The organism is Rhodococcus sp. 06-462-5 (genome assembly GCF_002258315.1).
Lineage (GTDB): Bacteria > Actinomycetota > Actinomycetes > Mycobacteriales > Mycobacteriaceae > Rhodococcoides.
Genome location: NZ_NOYD01000050.1, coordinates 111524 through 132208 on the forward strand (window position 1 = coordinate 111524; position 20685 = coordinate 132208).

Here is a 20685-nt window from a genome sequence, read left to right on the forward strand (position 1 = left end):
GATCGAACACCGTTCACTACAGTCGGGTTATGGCCGCACAACCCGCTGACGCGACTGCCCTCACCGACGACGCGATCGACTTCCTCACCGAGAGGCACCTTGCGACGCTGACGACACTGCGCCCGGACGGAACCCCGCACGTCGTAGCGGTCGGCTTCACCTACGACGGCGACGCGCAGATTGCCCGAGTCATCACCAACGACGTGTCGCAGAAAGCCATCAACGCCGGCCGCGGTGCCTACGCCGCCGTCACTCAGATCGACGGTGCCCGCTGGCTCACGTTGGAGGGGCCCGCGTCGGTCCGAAACGATCGCGAATCGGTCGTCGATGCCGAGAACCGCTATGCGCAGCGCTACCGCGTACCGAGGGAGAACCCCACCCGGGTCGTCATCGAGATTCAGGTGCAGCGGGTACTGGGTAGCCGTTCGCTGCTCAACCGGTAGCGAGCCGTCACCACGGCCCTCACGGCCACGGTAGAACGGTCAGGTCAGGCCACTCGGTCGTCCATCGCTCCGCCTTGGCCTCGTACACGTGCCGCATCGGCAACCGCGGGTTCGGCCGCACGATTCCCGCGAAGAGATCGTCGAATCCGTGCGGTGCATACACCTCATCCGTTCCGCCGTGGTCGACGGTGATGCCGAAGCAGCACGTGGTGGAGACGAAGTGATCGATCGCATCCTCGGTACTTCGGTACGGTGCGATCGCAGTGCCGAAATGCTGCTCGTACCACAGGTGTACGCGCGCCTCGTTGCGTACTTCGACGTCCACACCGAGGTCGGCGAACACCGAGGCCGCGCGCTGGATCACCTCGTTCTCCGCTTCGTAGGACAGATCGGAGTCGTCGAAGTAGAAGAAGTCGTAGTCCCGGATTCCTGCACGCAGGTCCCGGCCGGCCAGGTGGTTCCACACCGTCTGGAACAGTCCACCTGCCGTCAGATACCACCCGGGAAGCTTCAAATGTGGTGCACGTCGAAGTATCTCGGCGACAGCAGGATTGGATCGAACGATCGAGACGAACTCGGACTCGCCTCGATTCGTCACCCCGGCAGGACGGCCAGGCCGTGCGGCCGGAGGTTGACCGACTCGCAGCCGTCCGCGGTGACGACGACGATGTCCTCGATGCGCGCACCCCACTGTCCGCGGAAGTAGATTCCCGGCTCGATGCTGAACGCCATCCCCTCGGTCAGCGTGATGTCGTTACCGGCAACGATGTACGGCTCCTCGTGCACCGACAGGCCGATCCCGTGCCCGGTCCTGTGTAGGAACGCCTCGCCCAGACCGGCGTCGACCAGGACGTCGCGGGCTGCCGCATCGATGGACTGCGCCGTGACGCCGGGTACCACCGCATCGACGGCTGCCTGTTGGGCCCGCTCGAGTACCGCGTACTGCTCGGCGATCTCCGCCGAGGGCTCGCCGAGACTGTAGGTGCGGGTCGAGTCGGAGTTGTACCCCGGTGCAACGGGTCCTCCGATGTCGATCACCACGATGTCGCCCGCCTCGACGACTCGATCGGAGACCTCGTGGTGCGGATCGGCACCGTGAGGCCCGGACCCGACGATGATGAATTCCGGTGCTGTATGGCCTTCTTCGACGATCGCGGCCGCGATGTCCGACGCGATCTGCGCTTCCGTGCGGCCCACTCGAAGCCACTCTCCCATCCGGGCGTGCACGCGGTCGATGGCGTACCCGGCGCGCCGCAGCGCGTCGATCTCGGCTGCATCCTTGACCATTCGAAGTTCGCGAAGGACGTCGGTGGCCAGTACCGGGACCGTACCGAAGACGCCGGCCAACGGTACGAAATGCAGGGCGGGCATGGCGTCGGCGACGGCTGTTCTCGTTCCGCCCGGAACTGCAGCTGCCACCAGGGCGTACGGATCCACACCGTCGACCCAGTCGACGAGCGTCAGAGACAGCTCCTGCGCCGCGGAATCACCCAGTGCGGCGAGCTCGAGCCGCGGAACCACGACCGTGGGGGTGCTGCCGTCTGCCGGAACGACCAGAGCGATGAGCCTCTCGAACGAGCTGGCCTTCGACCCGATCAGGTACTGCAGATCGGCACCCGGGGTGATCAACAGGGCATCCAATCCTGCTTCCGACGTCAGGCGAGCCGCGCGGGCGAGTCTGGACGCGTAGACATCGCTGGAGAAACGTGAGGAACTGACCGAAGAATCGACACTCATACCTTCAGGCTAATGCCGTACGGCAAGATGAGCCCCATGACCGCCCCCGGAAAGTCTCCGTTGCTGCTCCTCGACGGTGCGAGCCTGTGGTTCAGGGCCTACTACGCACTGCCCGAGTCGATTACGGCCCCCGACGGGCGACCCGTCAATGCCGTTCGCGGCTTCCTCGACATGATCTCGGCGTTGATCGCGCGCACCGAACCCGGCCGACTCGCAGTGTGCCTCGATCTCGACTGGCGCCCACAGTTCCGCGTCGACCTCGTGCCGTCCTACAAGGCGCACCGTGTGGCCGACGCTGCCCCGGAGGTCGCCGAGAGCGAAGAAGTTCCGGAGACACTGACACCGCAGGTGGACATGATCATGGATGTGCTCGCCGCATTGGGGATCGCGACCGCAGGCGCAGAAGGTCTCGAAGCCGACGACGTGCTGGGAACCCTCGCAGCGCGCGAGCGCCAGGACCCCGTGGTCGTGGTCAGTGGAGACAGGGATCTGTTGCAGGTTGCCGCCGACGAGCCGAACGAGGTGCGCGTCCTGTACGTCGGCCGTGGGTTGGCCAAAGCCGAATTGTTCGATCCCGCACTGGTTTCCGAGCGCTACGGAGTGCCCCTGCACCGTGCCGGCGCGGCATACGCGGAGCTTGCACTGCTGCGCGGCGATGCCTCCGACGGCCTACCCGGCGTCAAAGGCATCGGGGAGAAGACGGCATCGACGTTGATGCTGAACTACGAATCCGTCGCTGCGTTGCGCGCTGCGGCCCTCGACCCGGCATCGGACATGGCCAAGGGCATCCGGGCGAAGCTGGCAAACGCGAGCGAGTACCTGGACGCCGCACTTCCCGTCGTCCGAGTTGTCACCGACGCCGATGTCGTCCTGTCGAAGTCCGACGAGATTCCGGCCGAGCCCGCCGATCTCGACGCGCTGAACACGCTCGCCGAAACCCTCGGTATCGAGAACGCCGTGAACCGCCTCGTCGCTGCGATGGCGGCCACGGCGTCGAAGAACTGACCCAAGCGGTCGGGCCGGTCTACTTGGGCAGGGAGACCTCGTAGTTGGCGTCGTCGTCGAGGAAGGTCAACGTCACCGTCTTGAACGCACCGTCGACCGTCAGGGTGCAGTCGACACTGGTCCCGGCCTCGACCTCGATGTCCTGGGGACAGGACACACCGGAGACGTCGGACGCACCGTAGGACTCGGTGACGACCGTGCGAATACCCTCCTCGGCCGCCGCAGTATCGAGGGTGGTTGTGCGACCGAACGCGAAGAACGACACCACGGCGATCACCGCGAACACTGCGATGACGGCACCTGCGATGATCAGGGGCTTCTTCGACTTGGCCCCGGGCTGCCCGGGCCCCTGCTGATTCGGGTACTGCTGGTTGGGATATTGCTGGTTGGGATTCCAGGGCTGCTGTGGTTGCTGACCGTATTGCCCTGGGCCGTATTGTCCACCACCGAATTGCTGTGGTGCGTAGGGGTTCTGGTATGCCGCATCACCCGATGCAGGCGCGCCGGCACCGGGATAGGGCGCGCCGTACTGCTGACCGGCGGGGTATTGCGCGGTGGGGTTCTGTCCCTGGGGGTAGCCACCCTGTGTGTTCGGGGCCTGGGAGTACTGCCCCTGTGGATAGCCGGTAGGCGGGTATTGGCCTTGGGGGTACTGACCCTGAGGGTATCCCCCCTGTGGATATTGACCCTGTGGGTATTGACCCTGTGGGTATTGCCCCTGCGGGTACTGCCCCTGCGGGTACTGCCCCTGCGGGTACTGACCTCCGGGCTGCTGTGGGCTCTGCCCGTACGCACTCTGGCCGGGTTCGCCGTAGGGCGCGGCCGGCGGCTGTCCGTACTGACCCCACGCCGATGGCGTCGGAGTCTGTGACTCGGCCGAAGAACCACCAGGCTGCGTCTCCGGCGTGTCGTTCGCGGCGCCGTCCTGCTGATCGGGCTTGCGCGACCAGCTGTTGTCCGGATCGGTCGGACCGTATGGGCCGCTCATCTCGCCTCCACTGAAAATTCGGATTCGTCGGGGGTACAGTATCCCGCCCGTGCGACTCTCCGCTGTACCGACCCGGCAGTCCGATTCGCTCCCGTCATGCGGCGTCGACGGCGACCACGCCACGGCGCAGAGCCGCGATCGCCCGCGCTGCAGTTCGCGACAGTTCCGGCTCCGGGGCCGCGAGCCGAACCTGATCCAGCAGGTCGATCACCTGCCGACACCAGCGAACGAAGTCTCCGCCGGACAGTGCTTTGCCGTTGTCGCCCGCGGTCACGAGGGCATCGACCAACGAATGGTTCGACGCCCACTTGTAGATCGCCTTCACGAAACCCATGTCAGGTTCTCTCGTCGGCGGAAGCTTGTGTCGAACTTCGTCGGACCGCAGCTCGTGCCAGACTCGCACCGTCTCGGTCAGCGCGTGTCGAATCGGACCCGTCGGACCGTGCGGAGTGATGTCACCCTCCGACCTGGACTCGTAGACCACTGCCGAGACCACCGCCGCCAACTCGGCTGGAGAAAGGCCCTGCCACAGGCCGCCGCGCAAGCACTCGGCGACCAGTAGATCGGACTCGGAATAAATCCGACTCAGCCTCGCGCCGTCGTCGGTGACCTTCGGATCCTTGCCGGCCGTCACGTAACCGCGGTCGGCGAGCAACGCCAGGATGCGGTCGAACGTCCGGGCGAGGGAGTTCGTCGTGGCCGACACCTTCTGGCGCATCGTTTCGGTCTCGCGCGCCAACCGGTTGTAGCGCTCACCGGTGCGGCCGAGCTCGTCGCGGTCGGAGCGCGCGTGCACCGGATGCGATCGGATGGCTCGTCGAAGGGTGGCCAGTTCCTTGTCGTCCGCTGCCGTCGATTTGCGTCGGATGCGGTCCGACGGCTGCGAGATTCCGCGTGTCACGAGGGCGGTTGCCAGGTCTCGCCTGGTCTTGGCGGTGCGATGGTCGACGAAACGAGGAAGCCGCATCGTGCCCAGAGGTGTTGCAGGTGAGGGGAAGTCCGCCGCAGACAGTCGGCCGGCCCACTTGTCCTCGGTCAACACGAGCGGACGCGGATCCGCGCGGTCGTCGTCCGCCTCGAGGACCACGGCAAGGCCGCTGCGGCGACCGGTCGGCACCGAGATCACATCGCCGCGGCGTAGGGCACGCAGCGAATCGACTGCCTTGTCCCGTCGATCGGACCTGCTCTGGCGTTCGAGGGTCTTCTCGCGATCCTTCAGTCGCTCGCGCAATCGCGCGTACTCGAAGTATTCACCGTCTGGGCCGCCGAGACGAGCACCGAGCGCCTCCAATGTCTGCACGTTCTTCTCGATACCGCGCACCATCCCGACGACGGAGCGGTCGGCCTGGAACTGTGCGAAAGACCGTTCGAGCAGCAGACGCGAATCGGCCGCACCGAACTGTTCGATCAGGTTGATGGACATGTTGTAGGCCGGCGCGAACGAACTGCGCAGCGGGAACGTGCGGGTCGACGCCAGACCCGCGACCTCGGTCGGCTCCGTGCCCGGCTGCCACAGCACGACGGCATGTCCTTCGACGTCGATGCCGCGGCGTCCGGCCCGGCCGGTCAGCTGGGTGTACTCCCCCGGCGTCAACTCGGCGTGTGTCTCACCGTTGAACTTGACCAGCTTCTCGAGCACGACGGTTCGGGCAGGCATGTTGATCCCGAGAGCCAACGTCTCGGTGGCGAACACCGCCCGGACCAGGCCCTTGACGAACAACTCCTCGACGGTGTGCCGAAAGACCGGCAACATCCCGGCGTGGTGGGCGGCGAATCCACGCTCGAGCGCGTCGCGCCACTCCCAGAAGCCCAGAACCTCGAGGTCCTCACGCGGCAGCTCCGAGGTGTGCTTCTCGACGATGTACCGAATCTCCTCGGCCTGCTCGGGCGTGGTCAGCACCAGCCGCGAACGCATGCACTGGGTCAGGGCACCGTCGCAGCCGGCGCGGCTGAAGATGAACGTGATCGCGGGGAGCAGACCCTCTTCGTCGAGCTTGGCGATCACATCGGGTCGGGCCAGTGGGCGATTGTTCGCACCACTGCCCTGACCGCCACCGCGACCTCCGCCGCCTGCCCGACCGCCGCGGCCTCGGCTGTGTGGAGCGTGCCAGCGGTCCATCGAGTCGAGGGACTGACGTTGTTTGACGTGTCGTACGAGTTCCCGATCGACGACGATCTTCTGACTGCCGTCGGCCGACTGGGCGCGCGTGTCGAACAGATCGAACAATCGCCGGCCCACCATGATGTGCTGCGACAGGGGTACCGGGCGGTTCTCGTCGACCACGACGGAGGTGTCACCGCGAACAGTGCTCATCCAGGCACCGAACTCCTCGGCGTTGCTCACCGTTGCCGACAGGCTGACCAGTCGAACGTCGTCGGACAGGTGCAGGATGACCTCTTCCCACACCGCGCCTCGGAAACGGTCGGCGAGGTAGTGCACTTCGTCCATCACGACGTGCGAGAGCCCCCGCAATGCGTCCGAGGATGCGTAGAGCATGTTGCGCAGCACTTCGGTCGTCATGATGACGATGGGGGCATCGGGGTTGATCGACGAATCTCCGGTCAGCAGCCCGACCGTGTCTCGCCCGTACCGTGCGGTGAGCTCGGCGAACTTCTGGTTGCTCAGTGCCTTGATCGGGGTGGTGTAGAAGCACTTGCGTCCTGCGGCGAGCGCCAGGTGCACCGCGAACTCGCCGATGACGGTCTTGCCCGCACCGGTGGGGGCACAGACCAGAACGCCGTGACCGTTCTCGAGCGCCGTACACGCGTCCACCTGGAATCGGTCGAGTGGGAAGCCGAGTTCGGCCGAGAAACGTTGCAGCTGGGTGGGTCGGGGGCTCGTCCCCGTGCCGACAACCGTCTCGGTCATGCGATCGACCCGACGGTTCGACCGAGGTCAGATCGTGTCGTCGTACTGTGCCTGTACTCGGGTCGCGGTACTGAAGCCGCTGGACGGCGGTGCCGGAGCGACGGCATCCGGTGACTCGATCGAACCTGCGCCGTCGATGCGCGTTGCTTCGTCATCTGACACATCACCCCATTCGTCTCTTCTCTTGCGCAACTTACGCTTGTCGTGAATTCGCGCAATCTGCACTGCCATTTCGAAGAGCACCGTCAACGCCAGGGCCAAGGCCAGCATCGAGAAAGGGTCCTGCCCCGGAGTTGCGATGGCCGCGAAGACGAACAGCCCGAAGATGAGACCTCGACGCCACGCCTTGAGTCGCTCGTAGGTCAGTACGCCGACGAAATTCAGGGCGACGACCAGCAACGGAATCTCGAAGCTGACACCGAAGATGATGAGGAGGTTGATCAGGAATCCGAAGTACTGATCGCCGCTCAGGGCAGTGATCTGCACGTTGTCGCCGATGGAGAGCAGAAAGTGCAGGCCCTTGGCGACCACGAAGTAGGCCAGGACGGCTCCGGCGACGAACAGCGCTGCCGCTGCGGAGACGAACGAGACTGCATGGCGACGTTCGTTGGCGTACAGGCCCGGGGTGATGAAGGCCCAGATCTGATACAGCCAGATGGGGCAGGCCAGCACGACGCCGGCGGTGAACGCGACCTTGAATCGCAACAGGAACTGATCGAACGGTCCGGTCGCCAGCAAACGACACTGGTCGTCGTTGCTCAGATTCGCACGGAGACTGGGATCGAGCGTGCAGTAGGGACCCCGCAGAAGGTCGCCGAGGCTCTCGACGCCGAAGATGGTGTGCGAATACCAGAAGAACCCGAAGGCAGTCGTCAGCGCAACGGCTACCAACGACCACAGGAGCCGGGTTCGCAGCTCGTACAGGTGATCGACCAACGACATCGTGCCGTCGGGATTGATTCGGCGCTTGCTACGCCGCGGATCGAACGGAATGCGCATGGTGTTCTACGGTCAGCCTTCTTCGGTCGGACGACGGCGAGGAGCCGTCACCGACAGCAGTGAACCTTCGGTGCCACTTGGCACCGAAGGTGTGCTGAGCGGCCGTGCGCTCAGGCAGACTTCGCGTCGTGCTGGGTCTCGGTGTTCGGCTGCACGACCGGCGCAGGCGAAGGCAGCTGAGCGGGAGCTGCCGGCTGCTGCGCCGTCGCAGTGTCGGTGTCGGACTTGCCGTCGTTCTGCATCTCCTTCACCTCGCTCTTGAAGATGCGCAGCGACCGGCCGAGTCCGCGAGCGGCCTCGGGCAGCTTCTTGGAACCGAACAGAATGATGACGACCACCGCAACGATGGCCCAGTGCCAGGGACTGGTGAATCCCATGCGAACCTCCTACAGATCAGATGAATCGAGCGTACCCGACCGCGGGTGTCGCCTCCGGCAGCGGCGGGTGCCGGTTTGCCCCGTGTTCATGTGGCGACGGTGCCGTCCGCGCTGGTGGCGTCGAGCTCGGCGTACGCATCCAGGGCCGAGCGGGCTCGATCGCGGACGGAGTTCACCAAGGATTCAGGTGCCAGTACCGTGACGCCGCCGCCGAAGCCCAGGGTCAATCGAGTCATCCACTGCAGCGTCGCGAACCGCATCGTGACCACGATCGACCCGTCCGCATCCGCAGCGACCTGCGTCATCGGGTAGTAATCCAGGATCCAGGTGAAGGCAGGCGACACCTTCAGCCGCGCCTGCGACAGCGAGGGATCGTCGTTGAAGATCTCGAAGGCGTCCTCGTCCTGCACCGATTCCGGCGGCGCGGCGGGTTCGTCGAGTTCGATGGCCGAGTCGATGCGGTCGAACCGGAAGAGCCGAACTCCCTCGGCGCTTCGACACCACGCCTGGACATAGCTGTGGTCGTCGACGACGACCGTCCTGATCGGGTCGACGGTCCGCTCGGTGAGGACGTCTCGCGATGCGGAGTAGTAGGTCAGCTCCAGGGCGTGCCGGTGACGCAGCGCGGACCGAACGGTGGCAGAGACCGGGCCCTCTTCGGCACCCACGCCGTCGTGATCCGACGAGAGCGGCACGTTGGCCGCAGCCGAGCCGGCTGCGGTCTCGATCTTCGCGATCGCGCGCTGAGCGGCGGACGGGTCGACCATGCCGGGCATCGACGTCAGAGAGCGAAGCGCAACCAACAGGGCCGTCGCCTCGGTCGATGTCAGACGCAGCGGTCGGTCTATCCCGGCCGAGAACGTCACGTCGATGCTCTCCTCGGAGAACGACAGATCGATGAGATCACCCGGGCCGTAGCCGGGCAGACCGCACATCCAGAGCTGATTGAGATCGGCCATCAGGGTTGCCGTCGACACCCCCAGCTCGCGCGCGGCCTCCTCGGCACTCATGCCGGGATTGGCCATGAAGAACGGCACCATGTTGAGCAACCTGGCCAGCCGAACCGACAGTCGTGCGCTCATCGTTCGTTCTCCACGTCGGCCGCCGTCTGCAGGGTCGAGATCACGTCGGCGCGCAGCTCCGCGGGTTCGAGCACCACCGCATCCGCGCCGTGACCGGCGATCAACCGCGAGACCCAATCCCAGGACCGCACGGGCACCTCGACGACGGTGCCGTTGCGGGTGCCGAGACTCTGCACGCCCACCACCGTTCCCATTCTGCGCAGTTCCAGCGCCTTGCCGTCCTGCAGCCACACCCGGGCCGTGCCCGACACCGAGGACGTGCCCGCCACTCGGCGGACGATGTCCTGCAGATCGACGCCGTCGGGCTTGCGGACGCTCTGCGCGGTGCCGAACGACTTGACCTCGTCGCCGATTCGGGACAGACGGAACGTGCGGGTGTCGTCGCGGTCCACGTCGTGCCCCACCAGATACCAGCGGCCGCGAAAGGTCACGACACCCCACGGCTGGACGGTTCTGGTGGTGAACGGCTCGGTCAACGACGGGCGGTGCTGGAACCGCACCGACTTTCCGTCGTCGATCGCGGCCAGCAGGGCACCCAGCGCAGGTTCGGAGCCTCGGGTGCGCGCGGGAACCGCGGTCACCGCCGCGGCGGAATCGTTCTGGTCGACCTGAATTCCTGCGGCGCGGAGTTTGAGCAACGCACTCTGTGCCGCGGAGGTCAGCTCCGGCGATTCCCACAGTTTGACGGCGACTGCAACGGCGGCCGATTCCTCGCTGGTGAGGTCGATATCGGGTAGTTCGTAGGCATCGCGGTTGATGCGATAGCCCTCGACGCCACCGAATCTGGTGGCGGTACCGGTCTCCAACGGGACACCGAGGTCTCGCAGCTCGTTCTTGTCTCGCTCGAACATTCTGCTGAACGCTTCGTGGCTGGTGGAGTCGTCGTATCCGGCAACGCTCTCGCGGATCCACTCCGCGGTCAGGAACTGACGTGTCGACAGCAGACAGATGACCAGATTCATCAGGCGTTCGACTTTGGTGGTGGCCACGACAGTCGAGCCTAGTTGCTCACCGGTGGTCGCAGCGGTAACGACCCGACTGCGTGCGGGACTACATCGATGCGATCAGTCGTTCCACTCGCTCGTCCACCGATCGGAAGGGGTCCTTGCAGAGCACGGTTCGCTGAGCCTGGTCGTTGAGCTTGAGGTGCACCCAGTCGACCGTGAAGTCGCGACCTGCCTCCTGGGCGGCCGTGATGAATTCTCCGCGCAGCTTGGCGCGGGTGGTCTGCGGCGGCAGATCGACGGCCTCGTCGATCTGTTCGTCCTCGGTGACTCGCTTGGCCAGACCCTTGCGCTGCAACAGGTCGAACACTCCCCGGCCGCGTTTGATGTCGTGGTAGGCCAGGTCCAACTGAGCGATCTTGGGATCGGACAGCTCCATCGAGTACCGGTCTTGGTAGCGCTGGAACAGTTTGCGCTTGATGACCCAGTCGATCTCGGTGTCCACCTTCGCGAAATCCTGTGTCTCGATGGCGTCGAGCGTTCGTCCCCACAGGTCGACGACCTGTTCCACCTGAGTGTTCGGCTCGCGCGTCTTGAGGTGCTCGACGGCTCGCGCGTAGTACTCGCGCTGAATGTCGAGGGCGCTGGCCTGTCGTCCCCCGGCGAGTCGAACGGGACGTCGTCCGGTGAGATCGTGACTGACCTCGCGGATGGCGCGAATCGGATTGTCCAGTGCGAAATCTCGGAAGGACACACCCGCCTCGATCATTTCGAGAACGAGGGCTGCCGTTCCGACCTTGAGCATCGTCGAGGTCTCGGCCATGTTCGAGTCGCCCACGATGACGTGCAGCCGGCGGTACTTCTCGGCATCGGCGTGCGGCTCGTCACGAGTGTTGATGATCGGCCGCGAACGAGTGGTGGCCGAGGAGACGCCTTCCCAGATGTGCTCGGCGCGCTGCGACAGGCAGAACGTCGCAGCCTTGGGTGTCTGCAGTACCTTGCCTGCGCCACAGATCAACTGACGCGTGACCAGGAACGGCAGCAACACGTCCGAGATTCGGGAGAACTCGCCTGCACGTTGCACGAGAAAGTTCTCGTGGCAGCCGTAGGAGTTTCCCGCCGAGTCGGTGTTGTTCTTGAACAGATAGATATCGCCCCCGATGCCCTCTTCGGCCAGGCGTTGCTCGGCGTCGATCAGCAGGTCTTCCAGTACACGCTCGCCGGCGCGGTCATGGGTGACCAACTGCAACAGACTGTCGCACTCGGCGGTGGCGTACTCGGGGTGCGAGCCCACGTCGAGGTACAGGCGGGCACCGTTGCGAAGAAACACATTCGAGCTGCGACCCCACGAGACGACTCGGCGAAACAGATAGCGAGCCACTTCGTCCGGACTCAGCCGTCGATGTCCGTGGAAAGTACATGTGACACCGAACTCTGTCTCGATGCCCATAATTCGTCGCTGCACACTTCGACACTACAACGCAACCCTGGAATCGATGTGTCGGAGCGCCCCGATGTCGTCCGTCCGTGAGGATGCCGTCGCACGTGCCTAGGCTGGGCGTCATGACATCCACGCGCACCCCGATCTCGACGACCGTCCACGCGTGGGATCTGTCCCTGGTGGCACGAAGTGCTGCTCTACGGCAGAGCAGAGCGGACGGTGGCCTGCGCGCCTTGAGCAATGCCGCCGATCACGGTCGTCTGTGGCTCGGCGCGGCTGCGCTTCTCGTGGCCGCAGGTGGCCCGGCCCGACGCGGTGGCGTTCGGGGGCTCGTGGCACTGGCCGGTGCGAGCTCTGTGGCGAACGGGCTGCTCAAACCACTGTTCCCGCGGACTCGTCCCGATTCCGAGTCGGTTCCCGTCCTGCGTCAGGTACTGGCGCCGCCGGTGTCGTCGTCGTTCCCCTCCGGTCATTCGGCGTCGGCGGCTGCGTTCGTCACAGCGGTGGCGATCGAATCCCCGGTGGCAGGCGCGCTGCTGGCACCCGTTGCAGCCGCGGTGTGCTACTCGAGGGTCCACGTCGGGGTGCATTGGCCGACGGACGTCATCGCAGGTGCCGCTCTCGGCTCGGCCATCGCGTTGTCCACCCGTCGCTGGTGGGCCGTGCGGTCGGAGAAGCCTGCCGATCTGGGTTCCCCGGTCGAGGTCGAGCCGCTGCAGGGTGGCCGAGGGCTGCTGGTACTCGTCAATCCGGGTTCGGGCACCGATTCAGACGCGGTGCCCGACGCGATTCGTCGAGCACTTCCCGATGCCGATCTGTTCGTGCCGAATCCCGATCAGGACTTCAACGAGCAACTGGAACAGCGGATTCGGAGCACGTCCCCGCGTGCCCTCGGTGTGTGCGGTGGCGACGGAACCGTGGTCAGCGTTGCCGCATCTGCGGTGCGCAACGGATTACCCCTCGCAGCCTTTCCGGGCGGCACCCTCAACCACTTCGCGCGCGACACCGGATTGACCGTCGTGGAGGACACCGCTGCCGCCGTGGAAGCGGGCACTGCCGAACTGGTCGACATCGCCGAGGTGTCCGTCGACGGCCGCAGCGTGTCCTTCGTCAACACCGCCACGTTCGGTGGCTACCCCGACTCGGTGCGGCTGCGTCAGAAGTTGCAACGCCGGATCGGCAAATGGCCGGCCGCCGCCATCGCGATGACGAGGGTCCTGGCAGCAGCAGAACCACTGAACATCGGGCTCGACGGCACCAGGCACTCGGTCTGGATGCTGTTCGTCGGCAACGGCAATTACGTACCGACCGACCAAGTGCCCATGTCTCGCAGCAGTATTCACACCGGAACCCTCGATGTCCGGTTTCTTCCGTCCGAGCCGAAGGCATCCAGAACCAGGCTGCTGTGGGCAACGTTGACCGGCACCCTCGGCTCGTCGCCCGCCTACGTTCGTCGAGCGGTGAAGGAACTGACCGTCGAGGTGGAGGGTGCCCCCGTCGCGCTTGCGGCCGACGGCGAAGTGGTGGGCGACGGAACGTGGTTCGAGTTCACCAGCGACAAGAACGGCCTCGTGCTCTACCGGAAGCGATAGCGCACGAGGCCGAACGAGTGCCGGGACAACCGGTCAGGAAGGCGGTGCGCCTTCGGTGTCGGTTGCCGCCTCGACCGCAGCGGTCGGCGTCGGCAACATGTCCTCCAGTGCAGCTCCGGCGATGCGTCTGAACGCTCGTCGCGGCCGCGCCTGGTCCAGCACCGCGACCTCGAGCGCCGACACCTCGAGAATCTTCTTCTCCGGCTCGGTGCCGGCCGCAGGCGGTGTAGTCGGACCTGCCGTGAGTGCGTCGACGGCGACCCGCACTGCGTCGGCCAGATCCAGCCCGGAGCGGTAGGTGTCCTTCAGCGCAGCCACGATCGGCTCGGTCGTCCCGCCCATGACGACGAAATCCTGCTCGTCGACGATGGATCCGTCGTAAGTGATGCGGTAGAGCTGCGTCGCGACCGGCTCGTCCTGGTGCGACACCTCCGCGACACAGATCTCGACCTCGTACGGCTTGAGCTGCTCGGTGAAGATCGTGCCGAGCGCTTGCGCGTACGTCTTGGCGAGCGATCGACCGGTCACGTCGCGCCGATCGTAGGTGTATCCCTTGATATCGGCGTGCTGGATGCCGGCCTTGCGCAGGTTCTCGAACTCGTTGTACTTGCCAACGGCCGCGAAGCCGATCCGGTCGTAGAGTTCGCTCACCTTGTGCAACGCGGTCGAACGGTTCTCGGCCACGAAGAGGACCCCGTCCGCGTACGTCAGCACGATGACGCTGCGGCCGCGGCCGATTCCCTTGCGCGCCAACTCCGAACGATCGCGCATGATCTGTTCGGCGGATGCGTAGTACGGCATCGTCATGGTGCGCTACCCCCTTCGCTCACTTGCTGGCCGGCCCGGGTGTGGTGCTCGGCACCGCCGGAATGCGCCGCACTCTCGGTCCGCTCCGCGAGGACGGACCGCGCTGCAGCCGAAATCCTCTCGTGCGCAACGTCGTCCGCCCCGACGCTGGTGATGGCGACAGCCGTCGGGTAGATCCCGCGGGTGACGTCCGGACCACCGGTGGCCGAGTCGTCGTCGGCGGCGTCGTACAGCGATTCCACCGCTGCACGGATCGCCTCCTCCTCGGTCATTGCGGGGCGATAGAGCTTCTTGAGCGCGGACTTGGCGAACAACGATCCCGATCCCACCGCGTGATAGCCCGAACGCTCCTCGTATCGCCCGCCGACCACGTCGTAGGACACGATGCGTCCGGCTCGATCCGGATCCGAGATGTCGATGTCGAATCCGACCAGCAACGGGACGGCGGCGAGCCCTTGCATCGCGGCACCGAGATTGCTTCGCACCATCGACGACAGCTTGTTGGCCTTGCCGTTGAACGTGAGCGGCACGCCCTCGATCTTCTCGTAGTGCTCGAGTTCGACGGCGAAGAGCCGTACCAGCTCGATCGCGATACCCGCAGTTCCGGCGATACCGGCGGCGGAGTAGTCGTCGGTGACGTAGACCTTCTGCATGTCGCGATTGGCGATCAGATTGCCCTGCGTTGCTCGCCGGTCACCCGCGATCAGAACGCCGCCCGCGTAGGTCAGTGCAACGATCGTCGTCCCGTGCGGAGCGATACCGGACTTGTCCGAACCGCCGTTCGCGGTGTGGGACGCCAGATCCGCCGCGATACCGCTCTCGGGCAACAGATGAGGGGCGTGCCGACGAAGATAATCGGAGAACGACGAGCTGCTCGACCCGAATGGGATCGCCGCTCCGTCGCCGGCCGACCGTGGGTCCGAACGATCCACCGTCACTGGCCGCCCTTCTGAACGTAGGCGCGGACGAAGTCCTCGGCGTTTTCCTCGAGCACGTCGTCTATCTCGTCGAGAAGGTCGTCGGTCTCCTCGGCCAGCTTCTCGCGTCGTTCCTGACCACCGGCTCCGGTGTCGCCGGGAACCTCATCGTCGTCGCCGCCGCCAGAGCGCCGTGTCTGCTCCTGTGCCATAGTCGCCGACCTCCTCCGTGTATCGAGAAAACAGATCTACTGCACTCTCTTCGGTCGATCCGCGGTGCACCGTCGTGGATGTGCAAGTGCAACCGAACGTTCCGCCGAAAGTGCACGGACCTTTACCCTACCGACAGACCGACTCCGCCGGTTGGCAAGACACCGCGATTGGTCACCACCGGTCTGTGGGTGCGTCAGTTGGTGAGCTGATCGACGAGCTCTGCGGCGCTGTCGACCGACTCGAGCAGTGCACCGACGTGCGATTTGGTGCCTCGTAGCGGCTCGAGGGTCGGGATCCGAACGAGGGAATCGCCACCGAGATCGAAGATGACCGAGTCCCAGCTCGCCGCGGCGATATCGGCCCCGAACTTGCGCAGGCACTCGCCGCGGAAGTAGGCCCTCGTGTCCTCGGGTGGCGTGCCGACGGCATCGAGCACCTGCTGCTCGGTGACCAGTCGATCCATCGACCCACGAGCGACCAGCCGGTTGTACAGGCCTTTGTCCAGTCGCACATCGGAGTACTGCAGGTCGACCAGATGCAGCCGCGGAGCCGACCACCCGAGCCCCTCCCGCTGACGGAAGCCTTCGAGCAGGCGCAGTTTCGCGGGCCAGTCCAGCAGGTGGGCACATTCCATCGGATCCCGCTCGAGCAGGTCGAGGACCATGGCCCACTTGTCGAGCACGTCCAGTGCACGCGCATCGTCACTGCCCTCGGCAGCCACGAACTTGGCAACACGCTGATGGTAGATCCGCTGCAGCGCAAGCCCGGTCAGTTCGCGGCCGTCGGCGAGAGCGACGGCCTTGCGCAGCGTCGGATCGTGGCTGATCTGATGGACTGCGGTCACCGGCCTGGCCAGCTGCAGATCGGACAGGTCGACCCCCGCTTCGATGATGTCGAGCACGAGCGCAGTGGTGCCGACCTTGAGATAGGTCGACATCTCGGCGAGATTGGCGTCGCCGATGATGCAGTGCAGGCGGCGATACTTGTCCGCGTCCGCGTGCGGTTCGTCGCGCGTGTTGATGATGCCGCGCTTGAGGGTGGTCTCGAGGCCCACTTCCACCTCGATGTAGTCGGCCCGCTGCGACAGCTGAAAGCCCGCTTCGTCACCGGACTGGCCGATTCCGACGCGTCCCGACCCGGTGATGACCTGCCTCGAAGCGAAGAACGGCGACAGACCGGCGATGACCGCCGAGAACGGCGTCTCGCGTGACATCAGGTAGTTCTCGTGGGTGCCGTACGACGCGCCCTTGCCGTCGACGTTGTTCTTGTACAGCTGAAGGCGCGGCGCACCCGGGACGCTCGATGCGTGGCGGGCGGCGGCTTCCATCACCCGCTCGCCTGCCTTGTCCCAGATGACTGCGTCCAGCGGATCACGTACCTCGGGAGCCGAGTACTCGGGGTGTGCGTGATCGACGTACAGGCGAGCACCGTTGGTGAGAATCATGTTGGCTGCGCCGATCTCGTCGGCATCGATCACCGGTGCGGGGCCGCTGAAGCGTCCGAGGTCGAAGCCGCGGGCATCGCGTAGCGGCGACTCGACCTCGTAGTCCCAGCGCGTGCGCTTGGCCCGGGGCACTCCGGCGGCTGCCGCGTACGCCAACACCGCCTGGGTGGAGGTCAGGATCGGGTTGGCGGTGGGTTCGGTGGGCGAAGAGATGCCGTACTCGACCTCGATACCGATGATGCGCTGCATAAGTCGAGCCTAGACGGCCGGCAGATGCAGTTCGGGGCGCGCCCTGTGCGGACGCGCCCCGAAAACTGCTCGACGAAGGATCTACAGGTACTGGCCGGTATTGGCCTCGGTGTCGATCGCCCGGCTCGCGCTGGCGTTCTTGCCGGTGACCAGCGTGCGGATGTAGACGATCCGCTCGCCCTTCTTGCCGGAGATTCGAGCCCAGTCGTCCGGGTTCGTGGTGTTCGGCAGGTCTTCGTTCTCGGCGAACTCGTCGACGATGGAGTCGAAGAGATGTTGAATTCGCAGACCGCCGTTGCCGGTTTCGAGTACCGATTTGATGGCGTACTTCTTCGCGCGGTCGACGATGTTCTGGATCATGGCACCGGAGTTGAAGTCCTTGAAGTACAGAACTTCCTTGTCTCCGTTGGCATACGTCACCTCGAGGAAACGGTTGTCGTCGCTTTCGGCGTACATGCGCTCGACGACGCGGTCGATCATCCCTCGGATGCAGGCCGCGCGGTCTCCACCGAACTCTGCGACGTCGTCGGCGTTGACCGGCAACGAGTCGGTCAGGTACTTCGAGAAGATGTCCTGTGCCGATTCGGCGTCGGGCCGCTCGATCTTGATCTTCACGTCCAGGCGACCGGGCCGCAGGATCGCGGGGTCGATCATGTCCTCACGGTTGGAGGCACCGATCACGATGACGTTCTCCAGCCCCTCCACGCCGTCGATCTCGGCGAGCAACTGCGGAACGACCGTCGTCTCGACGTCGGACGAGACGCCCGAACCACGGGTGCGGAAGATCGAATCCATCTCGTCGAAGAACACGATGACCGGGGTGCCCTCGGACGCCTTCTCCCGCGCGCGCTGGAAGATCATGCGGATGTGCCGCTCGGTCTCGCCGACGAACTTGTTGAGCAGTTCGGGGCCCTTGATGTTGAGGAAGAACGACTTCGCTTCCTTGGCGTCCTGACCGCGGGCCTCGGCGATCTTCTTGGCCAACGAGTTGGCAACGGCCTTGGCGATCAACGTCTTTCCGCAACCGGGAGGGCCGTAGAGCAGCACACCTTTGGGCGGGCGCAGGGAGTATTCGCGGAACAGATCCTTGTGCAGGAACGGCAGTTCGACGGCGTCCCGAATCTGTTCGATCTGTCGCCCGAGACCACCGATGTCCTCGTATCCGACGTCCGGCACCTCTTCGAGAACCAGGTCCTCCACCTCGGCCTTGGGGACGCGCTCGAAGGCGTAGCCGGCCTTGGTGTCGACGAGCAAGGAATCGCCGGGGCGGAGTTTGCGGGACGGTTCGTCGGGGTCGACAGGGCCCTCGTCGTTGACCATGTCGATCAACGGCTTGGCCAGCCACACGACTCGCTCCTCGTCGGCGTGACCGACGACGAGTGCCCTCGATCCGTCGCCCAGAAGCTCACGCAGAGTGCTGATTTCGCCGACCTGGTCGAAAGTGCAGGCCTCGACGATGGTCAACGCTTCGTTCAGTCGCACCGTCTGTCCCGGTGCCAGTGAGTCGGCCTCGATGTTGGGTGAACACGTCAGCCTCATCTTGCGCCCGGAGGTGAACACGTCGACCGTTCCGTCGTCGAACACGCTCAGCAGAACGCCGTAACCGCTCGGTGGTTGACCGAGGCGGTCCACTTCCTCGCGGAGCGCGATGAGCTGTTGCCTGGCCTCTTTGAGCGTATCCATCAACTTGGCGTTGCGGAGCGCCAGCGAATCGACGCGACCTTCGAGTTCGCGTACCTGCTCGGGGGACTCCCCCAGTTGGCGGCGCAGTGAAGCAGCTTCGGCTCGCACGGCGTCCAGTTCGGCTCTGGCCGCGGCCACATCCGGATTGTCTGTTGAGCTCATGAGCGACTCCTCCCAGTGACGATCTTTCAACGCTACCGGCACCGGCCCGAATGTGCGGACCGACACCACGATCGGGACGGAGAAGCACTGTGTCTCGACCACACCCGAGCGTCGGTCGAATTCATGTTAGCCTCACCTGACCAAACAGCGGACCGACCATGGAATCAGGGGCCTCACCAGTGACGATGCGTAAATTCTCGGTAGTTGTCGCGCTCGCGGCGGCGGTGATTTCGGTAGCCGGATGCAGCTCGGCCGATGAATCCGATCAGACCGATCACAATTCGACGTCGGCCGCCGAGAGCAGCGCCCCGGCAGCCGAAGCGCCCGCCGTCGCACCGCCGACATCCGGTGAACTCGAAGCATCTCTGCTGCAGTTGGTGGCCCCGAACGTCGACGCAACGACGAAGGCGGCGGCGGTCGAGAACGGGCAGGCACGCCTGACCAACCTCGAAACGATGACCGCGGCCCTGGCCAACTACGGCGCGATCACGTTCGAGGTTGCCGAACCGACGGTCGAGGGCGAGACATCCACCGCCGACGTCGCGATAGCCACCCCGAGGGGAACGGCAGCTCCGTCCCCTCAGACCTGGGTGCTGATCGACGGCGACTGGAAGCTCTCCGATGCCAGTACCTGCCAGATTCTCGCCATGGGACAGGCTCCCTGCGCCTAGACCGACAGGTCAGGAATCTTCGGCGACGCCGATCGTCAGCCCTTGCCGGATCGACGCTGTGGCTTGGGCGTGACGGTGCCCTCGGCGAGGCGTCGGACACTGACGAGGAATGCCGTGTGCCCCTGCATCCGATGCTCGGGACGAACCGCCAATCCGACGACGTGCCACCCGCGCACCATCGACTCCCAGGAACGGGGTTCGGTCCAGCACTCCTGCGCGCGAAGGGCTTCGACGACCTTGGACAACTGCGTCACCGTAGCGACGTAGACCAGCAGCACGCCGCCGGGAACGAGAGCCTTCGATACCGCAGGCAGTGCGTCCCACGGCGCGAGCATGTCGAGGACGACCCGATCGACCTGCTCACCGGGGCGATCGACACCGAACTGATCGACATCGGCCACCGTCAGGTGCCAGTTGGACGGGCGCTCTCCGAAGAACGTTTCGACGTTCTTGATCGCGTAGTCGGCATGGTCCTGGCGGATCTCGTAGGAGATGACCGTTCCTGCGGAACCGACCGCCCGCAGCAACGAGCACGTCAGAGCGCCCGATCCGGCACCGGCTTCGAGTACTCGGGCCCCGGGGAACATGTCGCCCTCGTGCACGATCTGGGCGGCGTCCTTGGGATAGATGACCTGTGCGCCACGCGGCATCGACAGCACGTAGTCGGTCAGCAGCGGCCGAAGCGCGAGGTACGGGGTGCCGTTGACGGACGTGACGACGCTGCCCTCGTCTGCCCCGAGCAGTTTGTCGTGGGTGATTCCGCCACGGTGGGTGTGGAACTCCTTGCCCGCCTCGAGCACCACCGTGTAGTGGCGGCCCTTCCCGTCGGTGAGCTGGACCCGATCTCCGACGCGGAACGGTCCGCTGCGGGCCGGTCCGGTCGGTACCGGCTCGGACGGTATGCCGTCGTCGGTCGTCGGAGCTTCGTCGAGTTCGATCTCGTCGACGGTCGCGGTGACGACCTCGTCCGCGTTCGGAACCGGGGCACCCGCGATCGCGTCGACCCCGGACCCGTCGCTCGACGCGGAATCACCGAAGGACACAGCATCACCGGACGGCACA

Annotated in this window: 19 protein-coding genes; 4 read left to right on the plus strand and 15 right to left on the minus strand. The window is 65.3% G+C overall.

The window, feature by feature from the left end; all coding sequences use genetic code 11:
* Nucleotides 1–29 precede the first annotated feature (29 nt).
* Nucleotides 30–443 (plus strand): TIGR03618 family F420-dependent PPOX class oxidoreductase, encoded by a 414-nt coding sequence (locus tag CH251_RS22185; protein WP_094615105.1) that lies wholly within the window; start codon nucleotides 30–32, stop codon nucleotides 441–443.
* Nucleotides 444–462: 19 nt separating this feature from the next.
* Here the strand turns inward: CH251_RS22185 and CH251_RS22190 are convergent, their stop codons facing one another.
* Nucleotides 463–1041: a nucleotidyltransferase family protein gene (locus CH251_RS22190; RefSeq protein WP_094615106.1), complete on the minus strand. Its 579-nt coding sequence runs from the start codon at nucleotides 1039–1041 to the stop codon at nucleotides 463–465.
* The gene (locus CH251_RS22195) at nucleotides 1038–2180 is read right to left on the minus strand and encodes a Xaa-Pro peptidase family protein (RefSeq protein WP_094615107.1); all 1143 of its coding nucleotides are present in this window, start codon (nucleotides 2178–2180) and stop codon (nucleotides 1038–1040) included. Before CH251_RS22195 ends, CH251_RS22190 begins: the two co-directional genes overlap by 4 nt.
* Nucleotides 2181–2207: 27 nt before the next feature.
* Between CH251_RS22195 and CH251_RS22200 the strand changes: the two genes are divergently transcribed.
* Entirely contained in the window at nucleotides 2208–3185 is a 978-nt protein-coding gene (locus tag CH251_RS22200) for a 5'-3' exonuclease (protein ID WP_094615310.1), read from the plus strand.
* A gap of 19 nt (nucleotides 3186–3204) precedes the next feature.
* Here CH251_RS22200 and CH251_RS28165 read toward each other — a convergent pair whose 3' ends face one another.
* The 7 genes from CH251_RS28165 to pafA all read right to left on the minus strand — a co-directional run bounded on the left by CH251_RS28165 (nucleotide 3205) and on the right by pafA (nucleotide 11909).
* Nucleotides 3205–4173 (minus strand): DUF4333 domain-containing protein, encoded by a 969-nt coding sequence (locus CH251_RS28165; protein ID WP_094615108.1) that lies wholly within the window; start codon nucleotides 4171–4173, stop codon nucleotides 3205–3207.
* Nucleotides 4174–4267: 94 nt separating this feature from the next.
* Entirely contained in the window at nucleotides 4268–7042 is a 2775-nt protein-coding gene (locus CH251_RS22210) for an RNA helicase (RefSeq protein WP_094615109.1), read from the minus strand.
* Nucleotides 7043–7069: 27 nt separating this feature from the next.
* A complete protein-coding gene (gene tatC / locus CH251_RS22215) occupies nucleotides 7070–8041 on the minus strand; it encodes a twin-arginine translocase subunit TatC (RefSeq protein ID WP_094615110.1) in 972 nt (323 codons plus the stop codon).
* A 110-nt stretch (nucleotides 8042–8151) separates the two neighbouring features.
* Complete coding sequence (gene tatA, locus CH251_RS22220) at nucleotides 8152–8418, minus strand: Sec-independent protein translocase subunit TatA (protein WP_094615111.1); 267 nt, start codon at nucleotides 8416–8418, stop codon at nucleotides 8152–8154.
* 86 nt (nucleotides 8419–8504) lie between these two features.
* Complete coding sequence (locus tag CH251_RS22225; protein ID WP_094615112.1) at nucleotides 8505–9500, minus strand: YafY family protein; 996 nt, start codon at nucleotides 9498–9500, stop codon at nucleotides 8505–8507.
* Entirely contained in the window at nucleotides 9497–10489 is a 993-nt protein-coding gene (locus tag CH251_RS22230) for a YafY family protein (protein WP_094615113.1), read from the minus strand. The genes CH251_RS22225 and CH251_RS22230 overlap by 4 nt, the downstream gene beginning before the upstream one ends.
* Before the next feature lie 61 nt (nucleotides 10490–10550).
* A complete protein-coding gene (gene pafA / locus CH251_RS22235; RefSeq protein WP_170944814.1) occupies nucleotides 10551–11909 on the minus strand; it encodes a Pup--protein ligase in 1359 nt (452 codons plus the stop codon).
* Between the two features lie 98 nt (nucleotides 11910–12007).
* On the opposite strand from pafA, the gene CH251_RS22240 reads away from it, so the two are divergent.
* Entirely contained in the window at nucleotides 12008–13477 is a 1470-nt protein-coding gene (locus CH251_RS22240; protein WP_094615114.1) for a bifunctional phosphatase PAP2/diacylglycerol kinase family protein, read from the plus strand.
* A gap of 33 nt (nucleotides 13478–13510) precedes the next feature.
* Here CH251_RS22240 and prcA read toward each other — a convergent pair whose 3' ends face one another.
* From prcA to arc, 5 genes are all read right to left on the minus strand, one after another.
* The gene (gene prcA, locus CH251_RS22245) at nucleotides 13511–14284 is read right to left on the minus strand and encodes a proteasome subunit alpha (protein WP_094615115.1); all 774 of its coding nucleotides are present in this window, start codon (nucleotides 14282–14284) and stop codon (nucleotides 13511–13513) included.
* Entirely contained in the window at nucleotides 14281–15222 is a 942-nt protein-coding gene (prcB, locus tag CH251_RS22250) for a proteasome subunit beta (protein WP_094615116.1), read from the minus strand. The genes prcA and prcB overlap by 4 nt, the downstream gene beginning before the upstream one ends.
* A complete protein-coding gene (locus CH251_RS22255) occupies nucleotides 15219–15413 on the minus strand; it encodes a ubiquitin-like protein Pup (RefSeq protein WP_008716348.1) in 195 nt (64 codons plus the stop codon). Before CH251_RS22255 ends, prcB begins: the two co-directional genes overlap by 4 nt.
* A 194-nt stretch (nucleotides 15414–15607) precedes the next feature.
* Entirely contained in the window at nucleotides 15608–17107 is a 1500-nt protein-coding gene (gene dop / locus CH251_RS22260) for a depupylase/deamidase Dop (protein WP_032398070.1), read from the minus strand.
* An 81-nt stretch (nucleotides 17108–17188) separates the two neighbouring features.
* On the minus strand, nucleotides 17189–18952 hold the full coding sequence (arc, locus tag CH251_RS22265; RefSeq protein ID WP_094615311.1) for a proteasome ATPase: 1764 nt from the start codon (nucleotides 18950–18952) through the stop codon (nucleotides 17189–17191).
* Between the two features lie 185 nt (nucleotides 18953–19137).
* Between arc and CH251_RS22270 the strand changes: the two genes are divergently transcribed.
* A complete protein-coding gene (locus tag CH251_RS22270) occupies nucleotides 19138–19623 on the plus strand; it encodes a hypothetical protein (protein ID WP_094615312.1) in 486 nt (161 codons plus the stop codon).
* Nucleotides 19624–19658: 35 nt separating this feature from the next.
* Here the strand turns inward: CH251_RS22270 and CH251_RS22275 are convergent, their stop codons facing one another.
* Nucleotides 19659–20525 carry a tRNA (adenine-N1)-methyltransferase gene (locus CH251_RS22275; protein ID WP_094615313.1) on the minus strand — a complete coding sequence of 289 codons (867 nt, stop codon included), beginning with the start codon at nucleotides 20523–20525 and terminating at the stop codon, nucleotides 19659–19661.
* Nucleotides 20526–20685: the final 160 nt, after the last annotated feature.